Origin of the sequence: Bordetella genomosp. 11 (assembly GCF_002261215.1) — a bacterium.
Lineage (GTDB): Bacteria > Pseudomonadota > Gammaproteobacteria > Burkholderiales > Burkholderiaceae_B > Bordetella_C.
Map to the genome: position 1 here is coordinate 609,624 of NZ_NEVS01000001.1, position 16,572 is coordinate 626,195.

Consider the following 16,572-nt stretch of genomic DNA (forward strand, 5'->3'; position numbering starts at 1 on the left):
CTGCGCGGGTCCGCGGCCGCATGGTCTTGTTGCCCGTTCGCCGCGCCGGTGCGCCCGCTTTCCACGATGCCGATGAAGGCCTCTTCCATGGATAGCTTGCGCGACGGGGTCGCGCCGGCCTGGATGCGAACCGCTTCCGGCGTACCCAGGGCCAGCAGCTTGCCGGCGTCCTGGATGACGATGCGGTCGCAGTATTCGGCCTCTTCCATGAAGTGCGTGGTGATCACGATGGTGGTGCCGGTTTGCGCCAGCGCCGTGATCCGGCGCCAGAACGCGCGGCGCGCCAGCGGGTCCGCGCCGCTGGTGGGCTCGTCCAGGAACAGGATGTCCGGTTCGTGCAGCAGGCCGACCGCCATGGCCAGGCGCTGCTTGATGCCGCCGGCGAGTTGGCCGGCGGGCCGCTCCAGCTGCCGCCGCAACGCGAATTGTTCCGTGACGGCATCGATGCGCTCGTGCAGCCGCGCGCCATGCAGTCCATAGGCCCCGCCGAAGAAGCGCAGGTTCTCCAGCGCGGACAGGTTGCCGTAGAGCGCGAACGCTTGCGATACATAACCGATGCGCGCCCGCGCCTGCGCACGCGCGGTACGCAGGTCCATGCCGGCCACGCGCGCCGTGCCGCCGCTGGCCGGCAGCAGGCCGCACAACATGCGGAATGTCGTGGTCTTGCCGGCGCCGTTCGGGCCGAGCAGGCCGAAGATCTCGCCGCGCGCGACGCTGAAGGTCGTGCGGTCGACGGCGACGAAGTCGCCGAACCTGCGGACCAGGTCGCGTACCTCGATCGCCGGCCCGTTGTCCGGCGCGGGTTGCGTGGACGGCGCGGCCGACGGCGAGGCCGATGCGGGTGACGAAGTCGACGATGGCGTAGGGGGCGATGAAGGCAAATAGCGCGATGGGGACGACGAGGGCGATGCCGGCGGCGCTTGCGACGCCGCCGTCGCGGACGAGCCGTCCGGGGACGGGGACGGCGCCGGCGCGGCGATGTCGTCCGTCGTGCCGTTCATGCGCGCATGCAGCAGGACCATGAAGCCGTCTTCCAGCTGCGCCGGCGTGGCAGACGCATTTGCCGCATCCTCGCCGAGCATGCCGATATCGGCTCCGGACCGCAGGATGAAACGCACTTCGCCGCCGCGCGGCACGGCATCGACGATGATGTCGCGTCGGTCCAGCAAGCGCGCCTGCCGCGCGCGCGCCGCTTCACCGGGCCGCGCCGGGACGACGTAGCACAGCCCGTCCGCGCGCGATGCGATGTCGGCCGGCGTGCCGCTGGCCAACAGGCCGCCATCGTGCAGGACATGCACGCGCGAGCAGCGTTGGGCTTCATCCATGTACGCGGTCGACACCAGCACCGTCAGGCGCTCGTCGCGCACCATCTGGTCGATGATTTCCCACAGCTCGCGCCGCGACAGCGGATCGACGCCGACAGTGGGCTCGTCCAGCAGCAGCAGCTCGGGCGAACGTACCAGCGTGCAGGCCAGCCCGAGTTTCTGCTTCATGCCGCCAGAGAGCTTGCCCGCCAGGCGCCCCGTGAAATGCTTCAGGTCCGTCATGTCGAGCAGGCGCGCGTAGCGTTCGCGGCGCTCGCCGGCCGTGATGCCGTGCAGATCGGCATACAGGTCCAGGTTTTCCTGCACGCTCAGGTCCTCGTACAGGCCGAAGCGCTGCGGCATATAGCTGATCAGGTCCTGCACGCGTTGCGGCGTGCGCGCGACGTCGTATCCGAGTACGTGCAACCGGCCCGTATCGGGACGCATGAGCCCGGCTGTCAGCCGCAGGAAGGTTGTCTTGCCGGCGCCATCCGGCCCGACCAGCGCGGTGACCGACCCGCGCGGCACGTCCAGCGTAATACCGTCCAGCGCCTGCACGTAGCGCTGCGCCGTCTTCACGGCAAACCGCTTGCCGATATCCCGGGCGTCGACGGCCAGGCTGTCGTCGTGCATGGCCGCGCCATCGTCCGCGTGCGCAACCGCGTTCGCGGCCGTACTATCGCCCGCGCGGCCGCCGGTGCTCATGGCCGCGCCGCTCCCGCCGTCGCCGGCTGCACCTCGATGGTTACCGTCGCCGGCATGCCCAGGCGCAGACGATCGTCGGGGTCGTCCACCAGCACGCGGACCTCATAGACCAGGCTGGTGCGCAGCGCCTCCGTCTGCACATTCTTGGGCGTGAATTCCGCCACGGAAGAGATATAGCCCACCTTGCCGGCGATGGGCTGGCCAGGATAGCTGTCGGTGATCACCTGCGCGGGCATGCCCAGCTTGATGCGTCCCAGATCCGTTTCGTTCACGTAGGCGCGTATCCACTTCGGATCGTAGATCGCCAGCGTATAGACGGGTCGCTGCGGCGAAGCCATATCGCCGGGCTCCAGCAGCCTGGCGCGCACCACGGCGTCGCGCGGCGCTTTCAGTTCGGACAGGTCCAGGCGGTGCTGCAGCAGCGCGGCCTGCGCGCGTGCGGCTTGCAGCGCCGCCTCGGCTTCGGCGATGTCCTCCGCGCGCGGGCCCAGCTTGGCCAGCCGCAGGCTTTGCTTCTGGCTATCCAGCCGCGCCTGTGCCACGCGCAGCCGCGAAGCCGCGCCGTCCATGTCTTCGCGGCTGACCCCGCGGCCGGACGTATCGCCCGCCACGTCCCGCAGTCGCTTCAATTGGCGCGCGGCCAGGTCGGCATCGGCCTGCGCCGCCGTTACCTGGGCTTCCGCCTGCTGCACTTCCTCCGGCCGCGTGCCGTTGCGCAGGCGCAGCAAGGCCTGCTCGCGCACACCGACTTCGGCACGGGCCTGGTCCAGCTCCAGAACCAGCGTGCGGGTATCCAGCCGCGCCAGCACCTGTCCCGCGCGCACCCGGTCGCCTTCTTCGACGCTCATTTCGGCGATGCGATCGCTGCCGTCGAAGGCCAGGGAGATCTGCCGGATGTCGACGTTGCCGTATAGCGTCAGGCGGTTCGGGTCCACGGGGGAGCGGTTCCACCACCACAATCCGGCGGCGACCGCCGCCACGACCACGACGACGAGGATGACAAGTTTCTTCTTCATATTTGCGGCGATGCAGGGAAAGGAGAATCAAGCCCGGTCTCCATCAATGTAAGCCATGGCAATCTATAAATCAAATTTGAATTTAAGATAGGGCGGCCCCATGGATGCGGATAGGTCAGGTACCGCCAGGCCTTCGCTCGATGGCTTCACGGTTCGGCATAGCGCCGAGCCCGTTCGGGCCTGCGGAGTGCCATTTTCCGGCGGGTCAAACGGGGTCAGATTGATATACAACGGCTCCGATCGATATAAAAACCAAATTTGAATTTAAAATCACCGCCGCTCCTGGCTTTCCTCTATCCGACGATCCGCGCCCGGCCATGCCCTTCCGAAGCCTTCCTCCCGGGCCTGCCCCCGCCGCCCGCACGCGCGCAGACGGAGAGGCGACGCGGGCCAATATCATCGAAGCCGCCGGCCAGCTGTTCGCCGAACGCGGGTATGCGGACACCACCAGCAAGGCGATCTGCGAACGGGCGCGGACAAATATCGCCGCGGTGAATTACTACTTCGGCAGCCGCGACGAGCTTTACCTGGAGCTTTTGCGCGAAGTGCACAAGCGCCTGATGAGCATGGGTTTCCTGCGCGAGATCGCGGGCAGCGCCATATCGGCCGAAGACAAGCTGGGGGTTTTCCTGGAAGGCCTGGTCAGCGCGATCGTCGATTCGACCAGCTGGCATACCCGGCTGTGGGCGCGCGAGATCCTTACGCCGTCCCCGCTGCTGTCGCAGGTCTTGCGCGAAGAAGCCTTGCCCAAGTTCCAGGTGCTGGCCGGCATCGTCGGCGAGATCACCGGCCTGCGCCCCGGCACGCCCGCGCTGACCTGCTGCGTGCTCAGCGTCCTGGCGCCGTGCCTGGTGCTGCTTGTGCTTGACCCCGCCGTGGAATCGCCGTTGCGGGAGTTGTTCGACCGTCCCGCCGCGCAATTGGCGGCGCAGATGCGGGTCCTGGCCCTGGAGGGGCTGAAGGGCGTGCGCGCCGGCGGACACGGTGCCGCGTAGGCGCCGGCGGGGGCTTTGCTACCATTGGCGTTCGTAGAACCAGCCATCACAGGATGCGACGGGGATTCGGACTTTCCCCTCGCCAATTACCCATGAAGACGTGGATCAAGCGCATATCGATAGGCGTGGCGACGGTGCTCGCGCTTGCCGTGGCGGGCGTCGCGGTTTTCCTTCTGACCTTCGATCCCAATGCCTACAAGGACCGCCTGCAAGAGTGGGTGCATGACCGGTATCGCCGCACGCTGACCATCGATGGCGACATCGAGGCCTCGCTGTTTCCGCGCCTGGGACTGACCTTGCAAGGCGTATCGCTGTCCGAGCCGGACAGCACGGAGGCGTTCGCGTCCATGGACACGGCGCGCATCTCCGTTGCCATCCTGCCGCTGCTCTCGCGCAACGTCGTGGTCGATCATGCCAGCTTCAGCGGTGTGAAGGCGCGCGTGGTGCGGGACAAGCAGGGGCGCCTGAACTTCCAGGATCTGCTGGGCGGGGGCGAGCCCGCGCGGCAGGACGAGCCGGCGCAGCGGGACAGCGGCGGGGATGCGCGCGCTGCCCCCGCGCCGCGCATCGATATCGCGGGCCTGGACATCAAGGACGGCGAGATCCAGTTGCAGGACGATGCCACGGGCCGGGCGCTGGCGATTTCGCAGTTGAACGCCAAGACAGGCCGGGTGCGGATCGACGAACCCTTCGAAGCCAGCCTGTCCGCCCATGTCGAGGGCGCACGGCCGCAGTTCAATGCCGACATCGCCGGCAAGGCCATGGTGCGCATGAATCCGCAAGCGCAGCGCTATGAGCTTCGCGCGCTGGACCTGAAGGCCGCGGGCCAGTTGCCCGGCGCGAATGCCAGGAACCTGACCGCGCGCGGCGACCTCGCCTATGACGGCCAGACCGGCGCCGTGGACGCGAGCACGCTCGAAGTGGTGTTCCAGGGCGAAGTCGCCGACGTCGATGGCGGCACCGCGAACGTCGATGCCAGCATCGCCGCCGAGCGCTTGCGTACCGACCCGCGCAATGGTTCGATCCAGGCGGCCAAGGTGGCGGTACGGGCCAAAGGCAGCCTGCCGCGCGGCCCCTTCGAATTCGCCGCGGACGCGCCGGCGCTGGATGTCTCGCCCAGCGCCGCCTCCGGCGATGCCATCACCGCGCGGCTGCGGGTCGCCGGCAACGAAGGCGTGGACGTGCGCCTGGCGTTGAACGACATCGGCGGCAACAGCGGCAATTTGTCTGTCGGGCAGGCCAGGCTTTCCGGCGAACTCAAGCAGGGCGACCGTGCCTGGAATATCGGCGTCGCGTCGCCCATGACGCTGGATCTGCGCCGGCGCGCCGGTGTCATGTCCGCGATGGCCGGCGAAGCCGTCATCGTGGGACCGCATCTGCCCGGGGGCACGATGCGGATCCCCTACACCGGTTCGGGACGCGCGGACCTGTCCGCCAAGTCGGCCGAGCTGGCGCTGGACGCCCAGCTCGAAGGCGGCAAGCTGGCGTTGAAGGCGGATGCCACGCGCCTGGGCGCCAAGCCCGCCGTGCGATTCGCCCTCAGCGCCGATACGCTGGATATCGACAAGCTGCTGCCGCCTTCGTCCGAGGCAGGGGCAGGCAAGCCGGCGGGGCAGGCGGGCGGCAAGGGCGGCGATAAAAAAGACGACAGCGCCGCCACGGCACCTGCCGGGGCCGGTACCGCCGGCGCGGAACAGGCCGGTAAGCCGGCCGCCGGCGGCGCGCCGACGAATCCGCCGCGCGGCGCGCCCGACGCGGCGCCGCCATCCGGCGCGTCGGCGGCCCAGTCCGGCGATATCGATCTGTCCGCGCTTGTGGGGCCGACGGCCCAGGGCACCATCAAGGCCGGCCGCGTCGTGGTACGTGGCGTCACCATGCAGGATCTTTCCGCCACGGTGAAGCTGGCGCAGGGCAAGCTGGAGGTCTCGCCTGTGGCTGCCGCGTTGTACAACGGCAAACTCGCGGGCACGCTTACGCTGGACGCCGCGCATGACAATGCGCTGGCGACACGTTTCACGCTGGATGGCGTGGCGGTCGGTCCGCTGCTGGCCGACCTGACCAAGCGATCCTCCCTGACGGGCGTGGGCAGCGTGGCGGGCAATCTGACCACGCGCGGCCGGCAGTCCGCGGCCATGCGCGACAATCTGGCCGGCACTTTGCAGCTGCGGCTGCGCGATGGCGCGATCAAGGGCTTCGATGTGGCGCGCGCGCTGCGCGACCTGAAGCAGGCGATCCTGGGCGGCAAGGGGGGCGCCCCGACCGACGTGCCGGCCGATACGGCGCGCGAGACCACCTTCAGCCGCATGGACGCGGATCTGGCATTGGCCGCGGGCATCGCCACCATCACCCGCCTGGACGTGCAATCGCCGGTGCTGCGTGTCAGCCAGGGTACGCCCGCCATCATCGACCTGCCCAGGGGCACGCTGGACGTGGTCGCCAATGTGAAAATCGCCGAACCGCCGCCCGCGGACCTGCGCGAGCTGCGCGGTCTCGCCGTGCCGGTGCACGTGGCCGGGCCGTACGACGAGCTGCGCTATCGCATCGACTGGCGCGCCGTCGCGGGCGATGCCGTGTCGCGCGCCCTGGAGCGCGCGCTGGGCGGCAAGGGCGCGGACAAGCAGAATGACGAATCGCGCCAGGACCGCCTTCGGGACCTGGGCAAAATGCTGAAGGGAATCACCGGAAAATGAGCACTCAATACCATCCCGTCGCCCACTGCGGCGGCGTCGAGGATCCGCGCGCGGCCGACTACGATCGCCGCTGGCTGCTGGTCAATTCGGGTGGCCAGTGGATCACGCGCGAAGCCTGCCCCGCGCTGGCCGGTATTGCGGTGGAATTGCGCTTCGGCTATCTGGTGCTGCGCGCACCCGGCATGCTGCGCATCGATATCCCGCTGGACGTCATCGAGGACGACGATAGCGTGCGCACCGCCGTGCTCGTCGGCGAACAGGCCGTGGACGTCGTCGATGAAGGCGAGCTCGCCGCGGCGTGGGTATCCAATTTCACCGGCATTCCGTGCCGCCTGATGAAGGTGCATCCGGACATGGGCCAGGTGCACTGGCCGGTGTAAGCGCGTGGCGCCCGGCGCAGCTGGCCGGGCGTGTTCAGGACTTGCGTGCGCCGTTCATCAAGGCATGCGCCACCAGGCCGGCTGCCAGGCCCCAGAAGGCCGATCCCACGCCCCAGAACGTCATGCCCGAGGCCGTGGCCAGCAGCGTGATCAGCGCCGCCTCGCGGCCGTGCTCGTCGCGCATGGCGGCCGCCATTCCGCCCATGATGGGCGCCAGCAGCGCCAGACCGGCCAGCGCCGCGATCAGCGCCGGCGGCAAGGCCTGGAAGAATACGGCCACCGCGCCGGCCGCGATGCTCAGCACCACATACCCGGCGCCATAAGTGACGGCCGCCACATAACGGCGTGTCGGATCCGGATGGGCTTCCCGGCCGGCACAGATCGCCGCGATGATCGCCGCCAGCGTGACGGAGTGCGCGCCGAACGGCGCCGCGACCAGGCCCACGCCGCCGCTGACGGCGATGACGCGAGAGGCGGGCACGTCGCGATAGCCGGCGGCTTGCAGCACGGCCAGGCCGGGCAGGTTCTGCGAGGCCATGCCCACGACGAACAAGGGCACGGCAAGGCTGATGACACCGCGCCAGCTAAAGACCGGCGTGGTCCAGACGAACTCGGTCAGGTGCCATTCGGCGCCGCCGAAGGTCAGCAGGCCCTGCAGGGCGGCGGCCGCGAGGCCGATGGCCAGTACCGCGAGGATGGCGTAGCGTGGCGCAAGGCGCTTGAAGGCCAGGTAGGCCAGCGCCATCGGCACCACCAGCGCCGCCTGCCGGCCCATGGCGCCGAATACCCCGATGCCGAAGTTCAACAGAACGCCGGCCAGCATGGCGGAGGCAATCTGCGGCGGAATGCGGCGCGCGATCGGATCGACCCATCCCAGCAGGCCGCACACCAGGGCCAGGGCGGCCGCTACCACGAAGGCGCCGACCGCTTCCGCGAACGGCACGCCGGACAGGGCGGTGATCAGCAGCGCGGCGCCGGGCGTGGACCATGCCAGCACGATAGGCAGCCGGGTCCGCAGGCTTAGCCATACGCCGCCCAAACCCAGCGCCAGGCAAATCGAACCCAGCCATGAGCCTATGCGCGCCGCGTCCAGGCCGACGGTGTGACCGGCCTGCACCATCAGCACCGCGGTGCCGCCGAAGCTGACGACGACGGCGACCAGCCCGGCGACGATGGCCGAAAGGGAGGCATCGCCACGCAGCGTGGCGCCATGGGAAACGTTGTCGGCGGGAGAGGGAATATCGAGCTGGGTGCGGGGCGGCGGCATCGGCGGTGCTGGCGTCGATGGTCAGGCGTGCCCGGTCAGGCGGCGGTATTTGGCCATGAGCGTGTCCTGGCCCTCGCGCCATTGCGGATGGATTTCGATGCACTCGACCGGGCAGACCACCTTGCACTGCGGCTCGTCATGATGGCCCACGCATTCCGTGCATTTGTCCGGATCGATGACGTAATAGTCCTCGCCCATCGAAATCGCTTCGTTGGGACACTGCGGCTCGCACACGTCGCAGTTGATGCATTCTTCGGTGATTCTCAGAGCCATGGCGGACGGCGTCGGGCGACGGTCGGGCTGCGCGAAGGGCGCGCGAATGCGTCCATTGTAATGCCGCCCCGGCGCGGCGCTTCGGCCCCGGCCAATGGGGCGGTGGCGGGACGCTCGCCGCGGTCCATTGGCGCGCCTTGGGGCCGCAGCCATTGTGCGCGGCCCGGGCGCGGTCCTGCCCGGGATGCGGCCGCGCGGGCGGGTGTCAACCCGGCCAGCTCTGCTCGCGATGTTCCTTCGCCTTTTCCTGGAGCCAGCGCTCGACGGAAGGAAAGACGAATTTGCTGACGTCGCCGCCCAGCTGGGCGATTTCGCGCACGATGGTGCCCGAGATGAACTGATACTGATCCGACGGCGTCATGAACAGCGTTTCCACGTCCGGCAGCAAATGCCTGTTCATACCCGCCATCTGGAATTCGTATTCGAAGTCCGACACGGCGCGCAGCCCGCGCACGATGACGCGGCCGTTCTGGTCGCGCACGAAATCCTTCAGCAGGCCGCCAAAGCTTTCAACGCGAACGTTGGGGTAATGGCCGAGTACTTCGCGGGCGATGGCCACGCGTTCCTCGATATTGAAGAAGGGCTTCTTGTTGCGGCTATGCGCAACGCCCACGACCACTTGGTCGAACAGCGCGGCGGCGCGCCGTACCAAGTCCTCGTGACCACGCGTCAGCGGGTCGAATGTGCCGGGGTAAACAGCGATGATCATGCGCCCTCCCTTGATTTATAGGTGTGTCGCCTCTCCGAACCGGCGATTATTGATCTATTTCCGCATTGCAGCAAACCGTAGTAGCGCATAGTGGACGGCGCCCGCACGATCTTTACGCAATATTTCGAATTGTGTTTCCGGTTCGGCGCTGGCCGGCGTGGGCGCCGGCGCCGGTTCCGGAGCCCGGATTTCGGCTTCGCTTTCCACATACACCAGCGCGCCGTCGTTCAGTACGCCCGGCAAGAGAGGCCAGATGCGTTCGAGCCAACCTTGCCCAAAGGGCGGATCCAGCAGTATCAGGTCATAGCGCGATGCATCCATGCGCCGCAGCGTCTCCATGGCGTCGCCCGCGTGGATGCGGATATGGTCGGCGCCCAGCTTGTCGCGCAAGGCGCGCAGCGCCGCCAGCGCGGCCTTGTCCCGTTCCACCATTTGTACATGGGCGACCCCGCGCGAAGCCGCCTCGAAACCCAGCGCGCCGCTGCCCGCGAACAGGTCCAGCACGCTTTTGCCGGCGAAGTCCCCATCCCAGAAGTAGTGGAGCCAGTTGTACAGCGTTTCCCGCACCCGGTCCGGCGTGGGCCTCAGGCCGGGGGCGTCGATGACCGCAATAGGCGTGCGCCGATATTGGCCGCCTACGATGCGAATATACTTGTTCGTCATGCTGAATTTCTTCAAGAAAAAAACCCCCGCGCCCGTCCCCGAGCCTGCCCAGGTTCCCGCGCCCGCCACGCCCGTCCAAAGCCCCGCGGCCGCCGAGCCGGCCGGCCGCGATGCGTCCGTCCCGCCCGCGCCCGTGCCACCGGTAGAGCAGCAGGCGCCCTGGCCGTCCGCCACGCCGCAGTCGCCCGTCGACCTGGGCGGTGCCGCCGCGCGCCTGCCCGGTGAAACCGCCGGCGGTCCGCCACCGGCCCCGCTTGCGCCGGCGGCAATGAACGAGTTCGACGCGCCCGCCACCGTGGACCCCGACGCGCCCGTTACCGCCGAGCCCGGCGCGAAAAGATCGTGGCTTCAACGCCTGAAGCAGGGCCTGTCCCGTACCGGCCAAAGCATCGGCGGGCTGTTCGTGGGCGTCAAGGTCGACGAAAACCTGTTCGAGGAACTGGAAACGGCACTCATTATGGCCGATGCCGGCGTCGAAGCCACCGAGTCGCTGCTGACCGCGCTGCGCGCCCGCGTCAAGAAAGAACGCATCGAAGATGCCGCCAAGGTGCGCGATGTGCTGCGGCAGATCCTGGCCGACCAGTTGCGTCCGCTGGAGCGCCGTTTCGACCTGCATCGCGCGCGGCCGCTGGTCGTCATGATCGCCGGCGTGAACGGTGCCGGAAAAACGACTTCCATAGGAAAGCTGGCCAACACATTTCAACGCCAGGGCGCGTCCGTGCTGCTGGCGGCCGGCGATACGTTCCGCGCGGCGGCCCGGCAGCAATTGGTGGAATGGGGCACCCGCAATAATGTCACGGTGATTTCACAGGAAGGCGGCGACCCCGCGGCCGTGGCCTTCGATGCGGTCAATGCCGGCCGTGCCCGCGGCACGGGTGTGGTGATGGTGGACACGGCGGGGCGCCTGCCCACGCAGTTGCACCTGATGGAAGAACTGAAGAAGATCCGCCGCGTCATCGGCAAGGCGGATCCGGCCGCGCCGCACGAAGTCCTGCTGGTGGTGGATGGCAATACCGGGCAGAACGCGCTGGCGCAGATACGCGCCTTCGACGCGGCCATCAATCTGACCGGCCTGGTGGTGACCAAGCTGGACGGCACCGCCAAGGGCGGCACGCTGGCGGCGGTGGCCGCCGGCAGCCAGGGCGTGCGCCCGATCCCGGTGTATTGGATCGGGGTGGGGGAAGGGCTGGAAGACCTGCAGCCTTTCGTCGCCGACGAATTCGCCGCCGCGCTGCTGGGCATGTCCAGCTAAGACGCTATTCCCAGAACCGCTTCGCGCGTCCCAGCTTGTCGAAGGCCCGCTGGGCTTCGCTGGTCAGCTTTTCCTGGCGGGCGCTGATCCAGCCCAGGGCGAACCAGGCCTGCGGATGCCGGCTGCTCCATTGCCGGTACAGGTCGTGGGCGACCGACAGGTCGTTCATTTCGCCGAGCACATCCTGTACGGCCGCCAGCCGGCGGCGGTAGTCGCGCATCTTGTGCGCGGGCAGCAGCGACTCGGCGAAGCTCAAGCCGTAGCGCAGCCGCTTGGCGCGCTTGCGCAGCGCATGGCGGGATGGGATATCCAGTTCGGCGAACCGTTTGCCCTCCGACAATACCTGCTTGTGCCATCTGCGCAGTCGCCGGGCCAACAGCGTCTTCAGATCGCGCGGCTCGCGCGGTGTCAGCGGAATGATGGTGGGATGGATGATTTCCACGGCGCGCGGCGCGGTGGCGGCGGCCATGGCCCTGGCCGTGGCGGCGGCATCGGCATCGGCGGCGTTGCCGCCGGGGCGATCCTTGCCGGCGGCTTGCACGCCGTCGATATCGGTATCGCCCTCGGCGTTGGCTTCGGCGGTGGCATGCGCCACGCCGGCCTGCCCGACCGCTTCGAAGTCCGGCGCGGGCCGTACGTCCAGCGTCCATTCCAGCATGTCCAGCAGCCACGACTGGAAGGTCTTGCCCGCCGCCGTATCCCGCGCGGCCACCGGTGGCGTGTCCTCATGGGGGATCGGGAAGGTCGGCATGCCCGCCTTCACCAGGGCCGGGATAATGGATTCCTGCAGGACGTCCTGGTCGCGATTGGCGCCGAACGCGGTGAAGTACGTCCGCAGCGCGGATTGCGCGGCGTCGGGGGGCAGCTCGGCCCAGCCGCGGAACAGGCGCCAGGCCGACCGCAGGCGCCGTATGCCGACGCGCAACTGATGCACATGTTCCGGCTGGCCCGCGCCGTACACGTCCAGCGTGTCGACCTCGGCCAGCATCGCCGCGTTGCGCATGATCTGGTCCATGCATTCCGCGGCCACGGCCGCCAGGCCCTGCGGCGGCGTCATCGCGGGCGATAGCGATACCGGTTTGGCCGGACGCGGTCCCCAGAACTGCGCGATCGCGGCCTTGCGCGCGTCTTCCGGCTGGTCGGCCGGCGCCAGGGTGTGCGCCAGCCCCGCCAGCGCGTCGCCGCGTTCGGATTTGCTGCGCGGATCCAGCACCAGCCCATAGCGGGACAGCCAACCGCGCGCCGTCGCGAAAATCGCCGAGGGGCGTCCGGACACCAGTTCGAATTCCACTTCGGAAATCGGCAGTTCCAGTTCGCCGGCCCGCAGCATGCCGTAGTCGTACGCGATTTCCACGGTCCCCAGCCGCGTGCGGGTTTTGCGCACCAGGCGCATGACGTCCGTTTCGTAGCGCAGTTCCAGTTCGCCTTTCAGGGCCGCGAGCGCGTCATGGACTTCCGTGCCGGCATAGACCGAGAGATCCAGGATGGGGCCGGGGCGGGGGTGGTTCATCTCCACCCGTGTGATCGCGTTGGCGCCCGGCGTTTTCAGCGTTTGCACCCACTTGCGCCCCTCACGCCGCAGGCGGATGGCGATGCGCGCCCGCGCCAGCTCCCGATCGGGCGTATCGAAGTACATCGCGTGCAATGGCAGGCGCTCCGCGCCGGCCTGCCTGAGCTCGCGCTCGACGCCCGCGCGGGACGCCTTAGGCACGTGCAGCTTCAATTCCTGTTCCGACATGACGTTCCGCAAAACAACAGTGACCCGCGATGTTACCCATCCGTGCCACCCGGGTTGATGACGTGTCATAAAGAAGTCATTTGTGCTTCATGTTGCACCCGCCGGCGGCCCAGTGGAAATCTTTTATGGCGTGACCGCGCGCGAAGCCGCGTCCCGGATGCCGCTGCCCGCCCGGCCCGGCTTAGCGCATCCGGCGGGCTCCCTGCGGGCGAGCCCGGCCGGGCTCCCTTGCCACGGCGCTAAAATGATCGTTTTTCCCCGCCGTCCCGCCCTCATGTCCGCCCAGCCGACCCCCGTCGCTCCAGCTTCCGACACCGAATCCTTCGGGATCGCCTCGGTCACCGAAATCATTGCCGAGCTGCGTGCCGGACGTATCGTCATCCTGGTCGACGAAGAAGACCGGGAAAACGAGGGCGACCTCGTCATGGCGGCCGAATTCGTCACGCCGGAGGCCATCAACTTCATGGTCACCCACGGCCGTGGCCTGGTCTGCCTGACGCTTACCGAAGAACGCTGTCGCCAGCTGGATCTGCCCTTGATGGCGTCCCGCAACGGTACCCGTTTCGGCACCAATTTCACGGTCTCCATCGAAGCGTCCGAAGGCGTGGAAACCGGCATTTCCGCCGCCGATCGCGCCCGTACCATCCGCGCCGCGGTGGCGCGCGACGCCAAACCGGCGGATCTGGTCCAGCCCGGCCATATCTTTCCGGTACGCGCGGTGCCCGGCGGCGTGCTGGTGCGGGCCGGCCATACCGAGGCCGGCTGCGACCTGACCGCCATGGCGGGCCTGACACCGGCCGCCGTCATTTGCGAAATCCTGAAGCCGGACGGCACCATGGCGCGGCTGCCGGACTTGGTCGCCTTCGCCAAGGCCCACGATTTGAAGATCGGTACCATCGCCGACCTGATCCAATACCGCAGCGAGCACGAATCCATCGTCCAGCGCCTGGGCGAGCGTGTCATGCAGACGGCCTGGGGCAGCTTCCGCTCGGTGGCCTATCGCGATACCGCGACCGAATCCATCCATATCGCCCTGGTGCGCGGCGATATCGATCCGAACCGCGAAACCCTGGTCCGCGTGCATGAACCCGCCTCCGTGCTGGATGTCCTGGACACGGGCTCCAGCCAGCACAGCTGGGGGGTAGCACAGGCCCTGCAGGCCGTTGCCGGCGCTCCGGCCGGCGTGGTGGTGCTGATGAACTGCCAGGCCGGCGGCGAACACCTGTCCGAGCAGATCTCCGCCTGGAACGACCCCGCCCATGCCGCCCGGGCGGAGTCCCGCGGCGACCGCCTGGGGCTGCGCACCTACGGCATCGGCGCGCAGATTTTGCGGGATCTCAACGTCGGCCAGATGAAACTCCTGGCGCGTCCCCGGAAAATGCCCAGCATGGCGGGGTTTGCGCTGTCGATTACAGGTTACGATTGCGACCCTCCCGCGTCCCCGGTACGCTAGGAGCCCGATCCTCGCCCGTCGACGTCCGCCCGACGCCGGCCGTGTCCACCGTTTGCAACCAACCGCCCGCAACCTATAAGGCAGTTATCGATGAATCCCTATACCTTATCCCCTGATTTGAACGGCGAGGGGCTGCATATCGGCATCGTCCGCGCCCGTTTCAACGAGGAGATCGGCCAGGCCGAACTCGACGCCTGCCTCGAAGAACTCGCCAAGCTGGGCGTGGACGAACGCGACGTCATGCTGGTCACCGTCCCGGGTGCGCTGGAACTGGGCGTGACGCTGGCGCGCATGGCCGAAACCTACGAGTTCGACGCGTTGATCGCCCTGGGCGCCGTGATTCGCGGCGAAACCTACCACTTCGAAGTGGTCAGCAACGAAATGGCGTCCGCCATCACCCGTATCTCCGTGGAAACCGGCATTCCCATCGCCAACGGCGTGCTGACGGTCGACACGGACGAACAGGCCGAAGCCCGCGCCCCCGTCAAGGGCCGCGACTGCGCGCAGGTCGCGGTCGAAATGGCCAACCTGATCGCCGCCCTCGAGCCCGAATCCGAAGATGAGGACGAGGACGAGGACGAGGACGAAGAAGACTACGAAGACGAAGAAGACGATGACAACCGCCGCTGATCAAGCCGCCCAGGTCCGCGCCAACGCGCGCAGCGCGCGGCGCCGCGCGCGCGAATTCGCGCTGCAGGGTATCTACGCCTGGCTGCTGCGCGGTGGCGAAGGCACGCAGGACGCCGGCGAGATCGATGCCCACCTGCGCGACGCGGAGGATTTTTCCGAAGCGGACGCGCAATGGTTCAAGACGCTGCTGCACGGCGTCCTGCGCGAAGCGCCCGACCTGCGCGAGCGGTTCGCGCCCTTCGTCGACCGGCCGCTGAACGAGCTGTCGCCGGTCGAACACGGCATCCTGCTTATCGGCAGCTACGAACTGGTGCACCACATCGAAGTCCCGTACAAGGTCGCCATCAACGAGGCCGTCGAACTGGCCAAGTCATTTGGCGGCACGGACGGCTTCAAGTTCGTCAACGGCGTGCTGGACAAGCTGGCGGCGGTGGTGCGCGACAAGGAAGTGGCCGCGGCCGCGCGCCGCTGACAAGCGCGCCCGCTCCGGCGTCACCGGCACTTTCCCAGGAACGCGCGTGGCCTCCGAATTCGACCTGATAGATCGGTACTTCAAGCGCGCCGCCCCGCCGGGAATGCTGGGCGTGGGCGACGACTGCGCGCTGTTCGGCGTCCCGCCCGGCATGCAGGTGGCAACCAGCACCGACCTGCTGATCGAAGGCCGGCATTTTTTTCCCGACGTGGATCCCCGCGCGCTGGGCCATAAATCGCTGGCCGTCAACGTGTCGGACCTGGCCGCCATGGGTGCCAGGCCGATAGGCTGCCTGCTCGGCCTGGCGCTGCCGGAAGTCCGCGAGCCCTGGCTCGCGGCGTTCGCGGAGGGATTCCACGCCATGGCCCATGCCGCCGGTTGTCCGCTCATCGGCGGCGACACCACCGGCAATCCCGGTGTCCTGGCCATCAGCGTGACCGTGTTCGGGGCCGTTCGCCCGGACGCGGCGCTGTGCCGCAGCGGCGCCCTCCCGGGCGACGATATCTGGGTGTCCGGTGCCCTGGGCGACGCCGACATCGCCTATCGCCTGCTAAGCGGCCAGATGCCGCCGGATGACGCGCTGTTGGCGCACACCCGTGCCGCGCTGGACTGGCCACAGCCGCGCTTCGCGCTGGGGCAGGCCCTGGCCGGCGTCGCGCGTTCCGCCATCGATATCTCCGACGGCTTGCTGCAGGACCTCGGGCATATTTTGAAGGCCAGCGGCGTCGGCGCGCGCCTGTACCTGGATGACCTGCCCGTGTCCGCCGCCCTGGCGGGTGTGCCGGCCGATCGTGTCCGCCACGCGGTATTGGCCGGTGGCGATGCCTACGAACTCTGTTTTACGGCGCCGGCCGATCGGGCGGATGCCATCCGCGTGATCGGCGCGGAATCCGGCGTGGCCGTCACCCGCATCGGCGCGATCGAGGCCGGCACGGGGCTTACGGTGCTGGATGCCGACGGCGCGCCCTTGCGCGATCTTCCTCGCGGCTTCGACCATTTCCGTTCCTCATGACCCAGACCACACC

The 16,572-nt window shown here is 68.3% G+C and carries 14 protein-coding genes and 1 pseudogene; 8 read left to right on the top strand and 7 right to left on the bottom strand.

The annotated features are described in order from the left end of the window. Positions 1-56: 56 nt before the first annotated feature. Both CAL28_RS02705 and CAL28_RS02710 read right to left on the bottom strand, forming a co-directional pair. Positions 57-1,937: pseudogene (locus CAL28_RS02705) on the bottom strand (ATP-binding cassette domain-containing protein); the annotation flags it as partial. Positions 1,938-2,005: 68 nt separating this feature from the next. Continuing rightward, the gene (locus CAL28_RS02710; protein ID WP_094839862.1) at positions 2,006-3,025 is read right to left on the bottom strand and encodes an HlyD family efflux transporter periplasmic adaptor subunit; all 1,020 of its coding nucleotides are present in this window, start codon (positions 3,023-3,025) and stop codon (positions 2,006-2,008) included. Positions 3,026-3,342: 317 nt separating this feature from the next. On the opposite strand from CAL28_RS02710, the gene CAL28_RS02715 reads away from it, so the two are divergent. The 3 genes from CAL28_RS02715 to CAL28_RS02725 all read left to right on the top strand — a co-directional run bounded on the left by CAL28_RS02715 (position 3,343) and on the right by CAL28_RS02725 (position 7,090). Further along, positions 3,343-4,020, top strand: coding sequence for a TetR/AcrR family transcriptional regulator (locus tag CAL28_RS02715; protein WP_094839863.1), 678 nt, complete (start codon positions 3,343-3,345; stop codon positions 4,018-4,020). A 92-nt stretch (positions 4,021-4,112) separates the two neighbouring features. Next, positions 4,113-6,710, top strand: coding sequence for an AsmA family protein (locus tag CAL28_RS02720; RefSeq protein ID WP_176463850.1), 2,598 nt, complete (start codon positions 4,113-4,115; stop codon positions 6,708-6,710). Continuing rightward, entirely contained in the window at positions 6,707-7,090 is a 384-nt protein-coding gene (locus tag CAL28_RS02725; protein ID WP_094839865.1) for an MOSC N-terminal beta barrel domain-containing protein, read from the top strand. Before CAL28_RS02720 ends, CAL28_RS02725 begins: the two co-directional genes overlap by 4 nt. Positions 7,091-7,124: 34 nt before the next feature. Here CAL28_RS02725 and CAL28_RS02730 read toward each other — a convergent pair whose 3' ends face one another. From CAL28_RS02730 to CAL28_RS02745, 4 genes are all read right to left on the bottom strand, one after another. Continuing rightward, a complete protein-coding gene (locus CAL28_RS02730; RefSeq protein WP_094839866.1) occupies positions 7,125-8,357 on the bottom strand; it encodes a benzoate/H(+) symporter BenE family transporter in 1,233 nt (410 codons plus the stop codon). A 21-nt stretch (positions 8,358-8,378) separates the two neighbouring features. Beyond that, complete coding sequence (locus tag CAL28_RS02735) at positions 8,379-8,630, bottom strand: YfhL family 4Fe-4S dicluster ferredoxin (protein ID WP_094839867.1); 252 nt, start codon at positions 8,628-8,630, stop codon at positions 8,379-8,381. 205 nt (positions 8,631-8,835) lie between these two features. After that, a complete protein-coding gene (gene coaD / locus CAL28_RS02740; protein ID WP_094839868.1) occupies positions 8,836-9,339 on the bottom strand; it encodes a pantetheine-phosphate adenylyltransferase in 504 nt (167 codons plus the stop codon). Between the two features lie 54 nt (positions 9,340-9,393). Continuing rightward, a complete protein-coding gene (locus CAL28_RS02745) occupies positions 9,394-10,002 on the bottom strand; it encodes an RsmD family RNA methyltransferase (protein ID WP_094839869.1) in 609 nt (202 codons plus the stop codon). On the opposite strand from CAL28_RS02745, the gene ftsY reads away from it, so the two are divergent. Further along, on the top strand, positions 10,001-11,254 hold the full coding sequence (gene ftsY / locus CAL28_RS02750; protein ID WP_440588362.1) for a signal recognition particle-docking protein FtsY: 1,254 nt from the start codon (positions 10,001-10,003) through the stop codon (positions 11,252-11,254). The two genes, CAL28_RS02745 and ftsY, sit on opposite strands and share 2 nt — an antisense overlap. 4 nt (positions 11,255-11,258) lie before the next feature. Here the strand turns inward: ftsY and CAL28_RS02755 are convergent, their stop codons facing one another. Next, entirely contained in the window at positions 11,259-12,992 is a 1,734-nt protein-coding gene (locus CAL28_RS02755; RefSeq protein WP_094839870.1) for a CYTH and CHAD domain-containing protein, read from the bottom strand. A gap of 274 nt (positions 12,993-13,266) precedes the next feature. Here CAL28_RS02755 and ribBA point away from each other — a divergent pair, with 274 nt between their 5' ends. From ribBA to thiL, 4 genes are all read left to right on the top strand, one after another. Beyond that, positions 13,267-14,445: a bifunctional 3,4-dihydroxy-2-butanone-4-phosphate synthase/GTP cyclohydrolase II gene (gene ribBA, locus CAL28_RS02760; RefSeq protein ID WP_094840589.1), complete on the top strand. Its 1,179-nt coding sequence runs from the start codon at positions 13,267-13,269 to the stop codon at positions 14,443-14,445. Between the two features lie 90 nt (positions 14,446-14,535). Beyond that, the gene (gene ribH / locus CAL28_RS02765) at positions 14,536-15,075 is read left to right on the top strand and encodes a 6,7-dimethyl-8-ribityllumazine synthase (protein WP_094839871.1); all 540 of its coding nucleotides are present in this window, start codon (positions 14,536-14,538) and stop codon (positions 15,073-15,075) included. Next, positions 15,059-15,547 carry a transcription antitermination factor NusB gene (nusB, locus tag CAL28_RS02770; protein ID WP_094839872.1) on the top strand — a complete coding sequence of 163 codons (489 nt, stop codon included), beginning with the start codon at positions 15,059-15,061 and terminating at the stop codon, positions 15,545-15,547. Before ribH ends, nusB begins: the two co-directional genes overlap by 17 nt. Before the next feature lie 46 nt (positions 15,548-15,593). Then, on the top strand, positions 15,594-16,559 hold the full coding sequence (gene thiL / locus CAL28_RS02775; protein ID WP_094839873.1) for a thiamine-phosphate kinase: 966 nt from the start codon (positions 15,594-15,596) through the stop codon (positions 16,557-16,559). The last annotated feature ends 13 nt before the right edge of the window (positions 16,560-16,572 follow it).

Bases quoted from the DNA above. Each gene is read 5' to 3' on its own strand.
- CAL28_RS02735 (WP_094839867.1), bottom strand. From the start codon at position 8,630: ATGGCTCTGAGAATCACCGAAGAATGCATCAACTGCGACGTGTGCGAG.
- CAL28_RS02755 (WP_094839870.1), bottom strand. From the start codon at position 12,992: ATGTCGGAACAGGAATTGAAGCTGCACGTGCCTAAGGCGTCCCGCGCG.
- coaD (WP_094839868.1), bottom strand. From the start codon at position 9,339: ATGATCATCGCTGTTTACCCCGGCACATTCGACCCGCTGACGCGTGGT.
- CAL28_RS02710 (WP_094839862.1), bottom strand. From the start codon at position 3,025: ATGAAGAAGAAACTTGTCATCCTCGTCGTCGTGGTCGTGGCGGCGGTC.
- ribH (WP_094839871.1), top strand. From the start codon at position 14,536: ATGAATCCCTATACCTTATCCCCTGATTTGAACGGCGAGGGGCTGCAT.
- ribBA (WP_094840589.1), top strand. From the start codon at position 13,267: ATGTCCGCCCAGCCGACCCCCGTCGCTCCAGCTTCCGACACCGAATCC.
- nusB (WP_094839872.1), top strand. From the start codon at position 15,059: ATGACAACCGCCGCTGATCAAGCCGCCCAGGTCCGCGCCAACGCGCGC.
- CAL28_RS02715 (WP_094839863.1), top strand. From the start codon at position 3,343: ATGCCCTTCCGAAGCCTTCCTCCCGGGCCTGCCCCCGCCGCCCGCACG.
- ftsY (WP_440588362.1), top strand. From the start codon at position 10,001: ATGCTGAATTTCTTCAAGAAAAAAACCCCCGCGCCCGTCCCCGAGCCT.
- CAL28_RS02730 (WP_094839866.1), bottom strand. From the start codon at position 8,357: ATGCCGCCGCCCCGCACCCAGCTCGATATTCCCTCTCCCGCCGACAAC.
- CAL28_RS02720 (WP_176463850.1), top strand. From the start codon at position 4,113: ATGAAGACGTGGATCAAGCGCATATCGATAGGCGTGGCGACGGTGCTC.
- CAL28_RS02725 (WP_094839865.1), top strand. From the start codon at position 6,707: ATGAGCACTCAATACCATCCCGTCGCCCACTGCGGCGGCGTCGAGGAT.
- CAL28_RS02745 (WP_094839869.1), bottom strand. From the start codon at position 10,002: ATGACGAACAAGTATATTCGCATCGTAGGCGGCCAATATCGGCGCACG.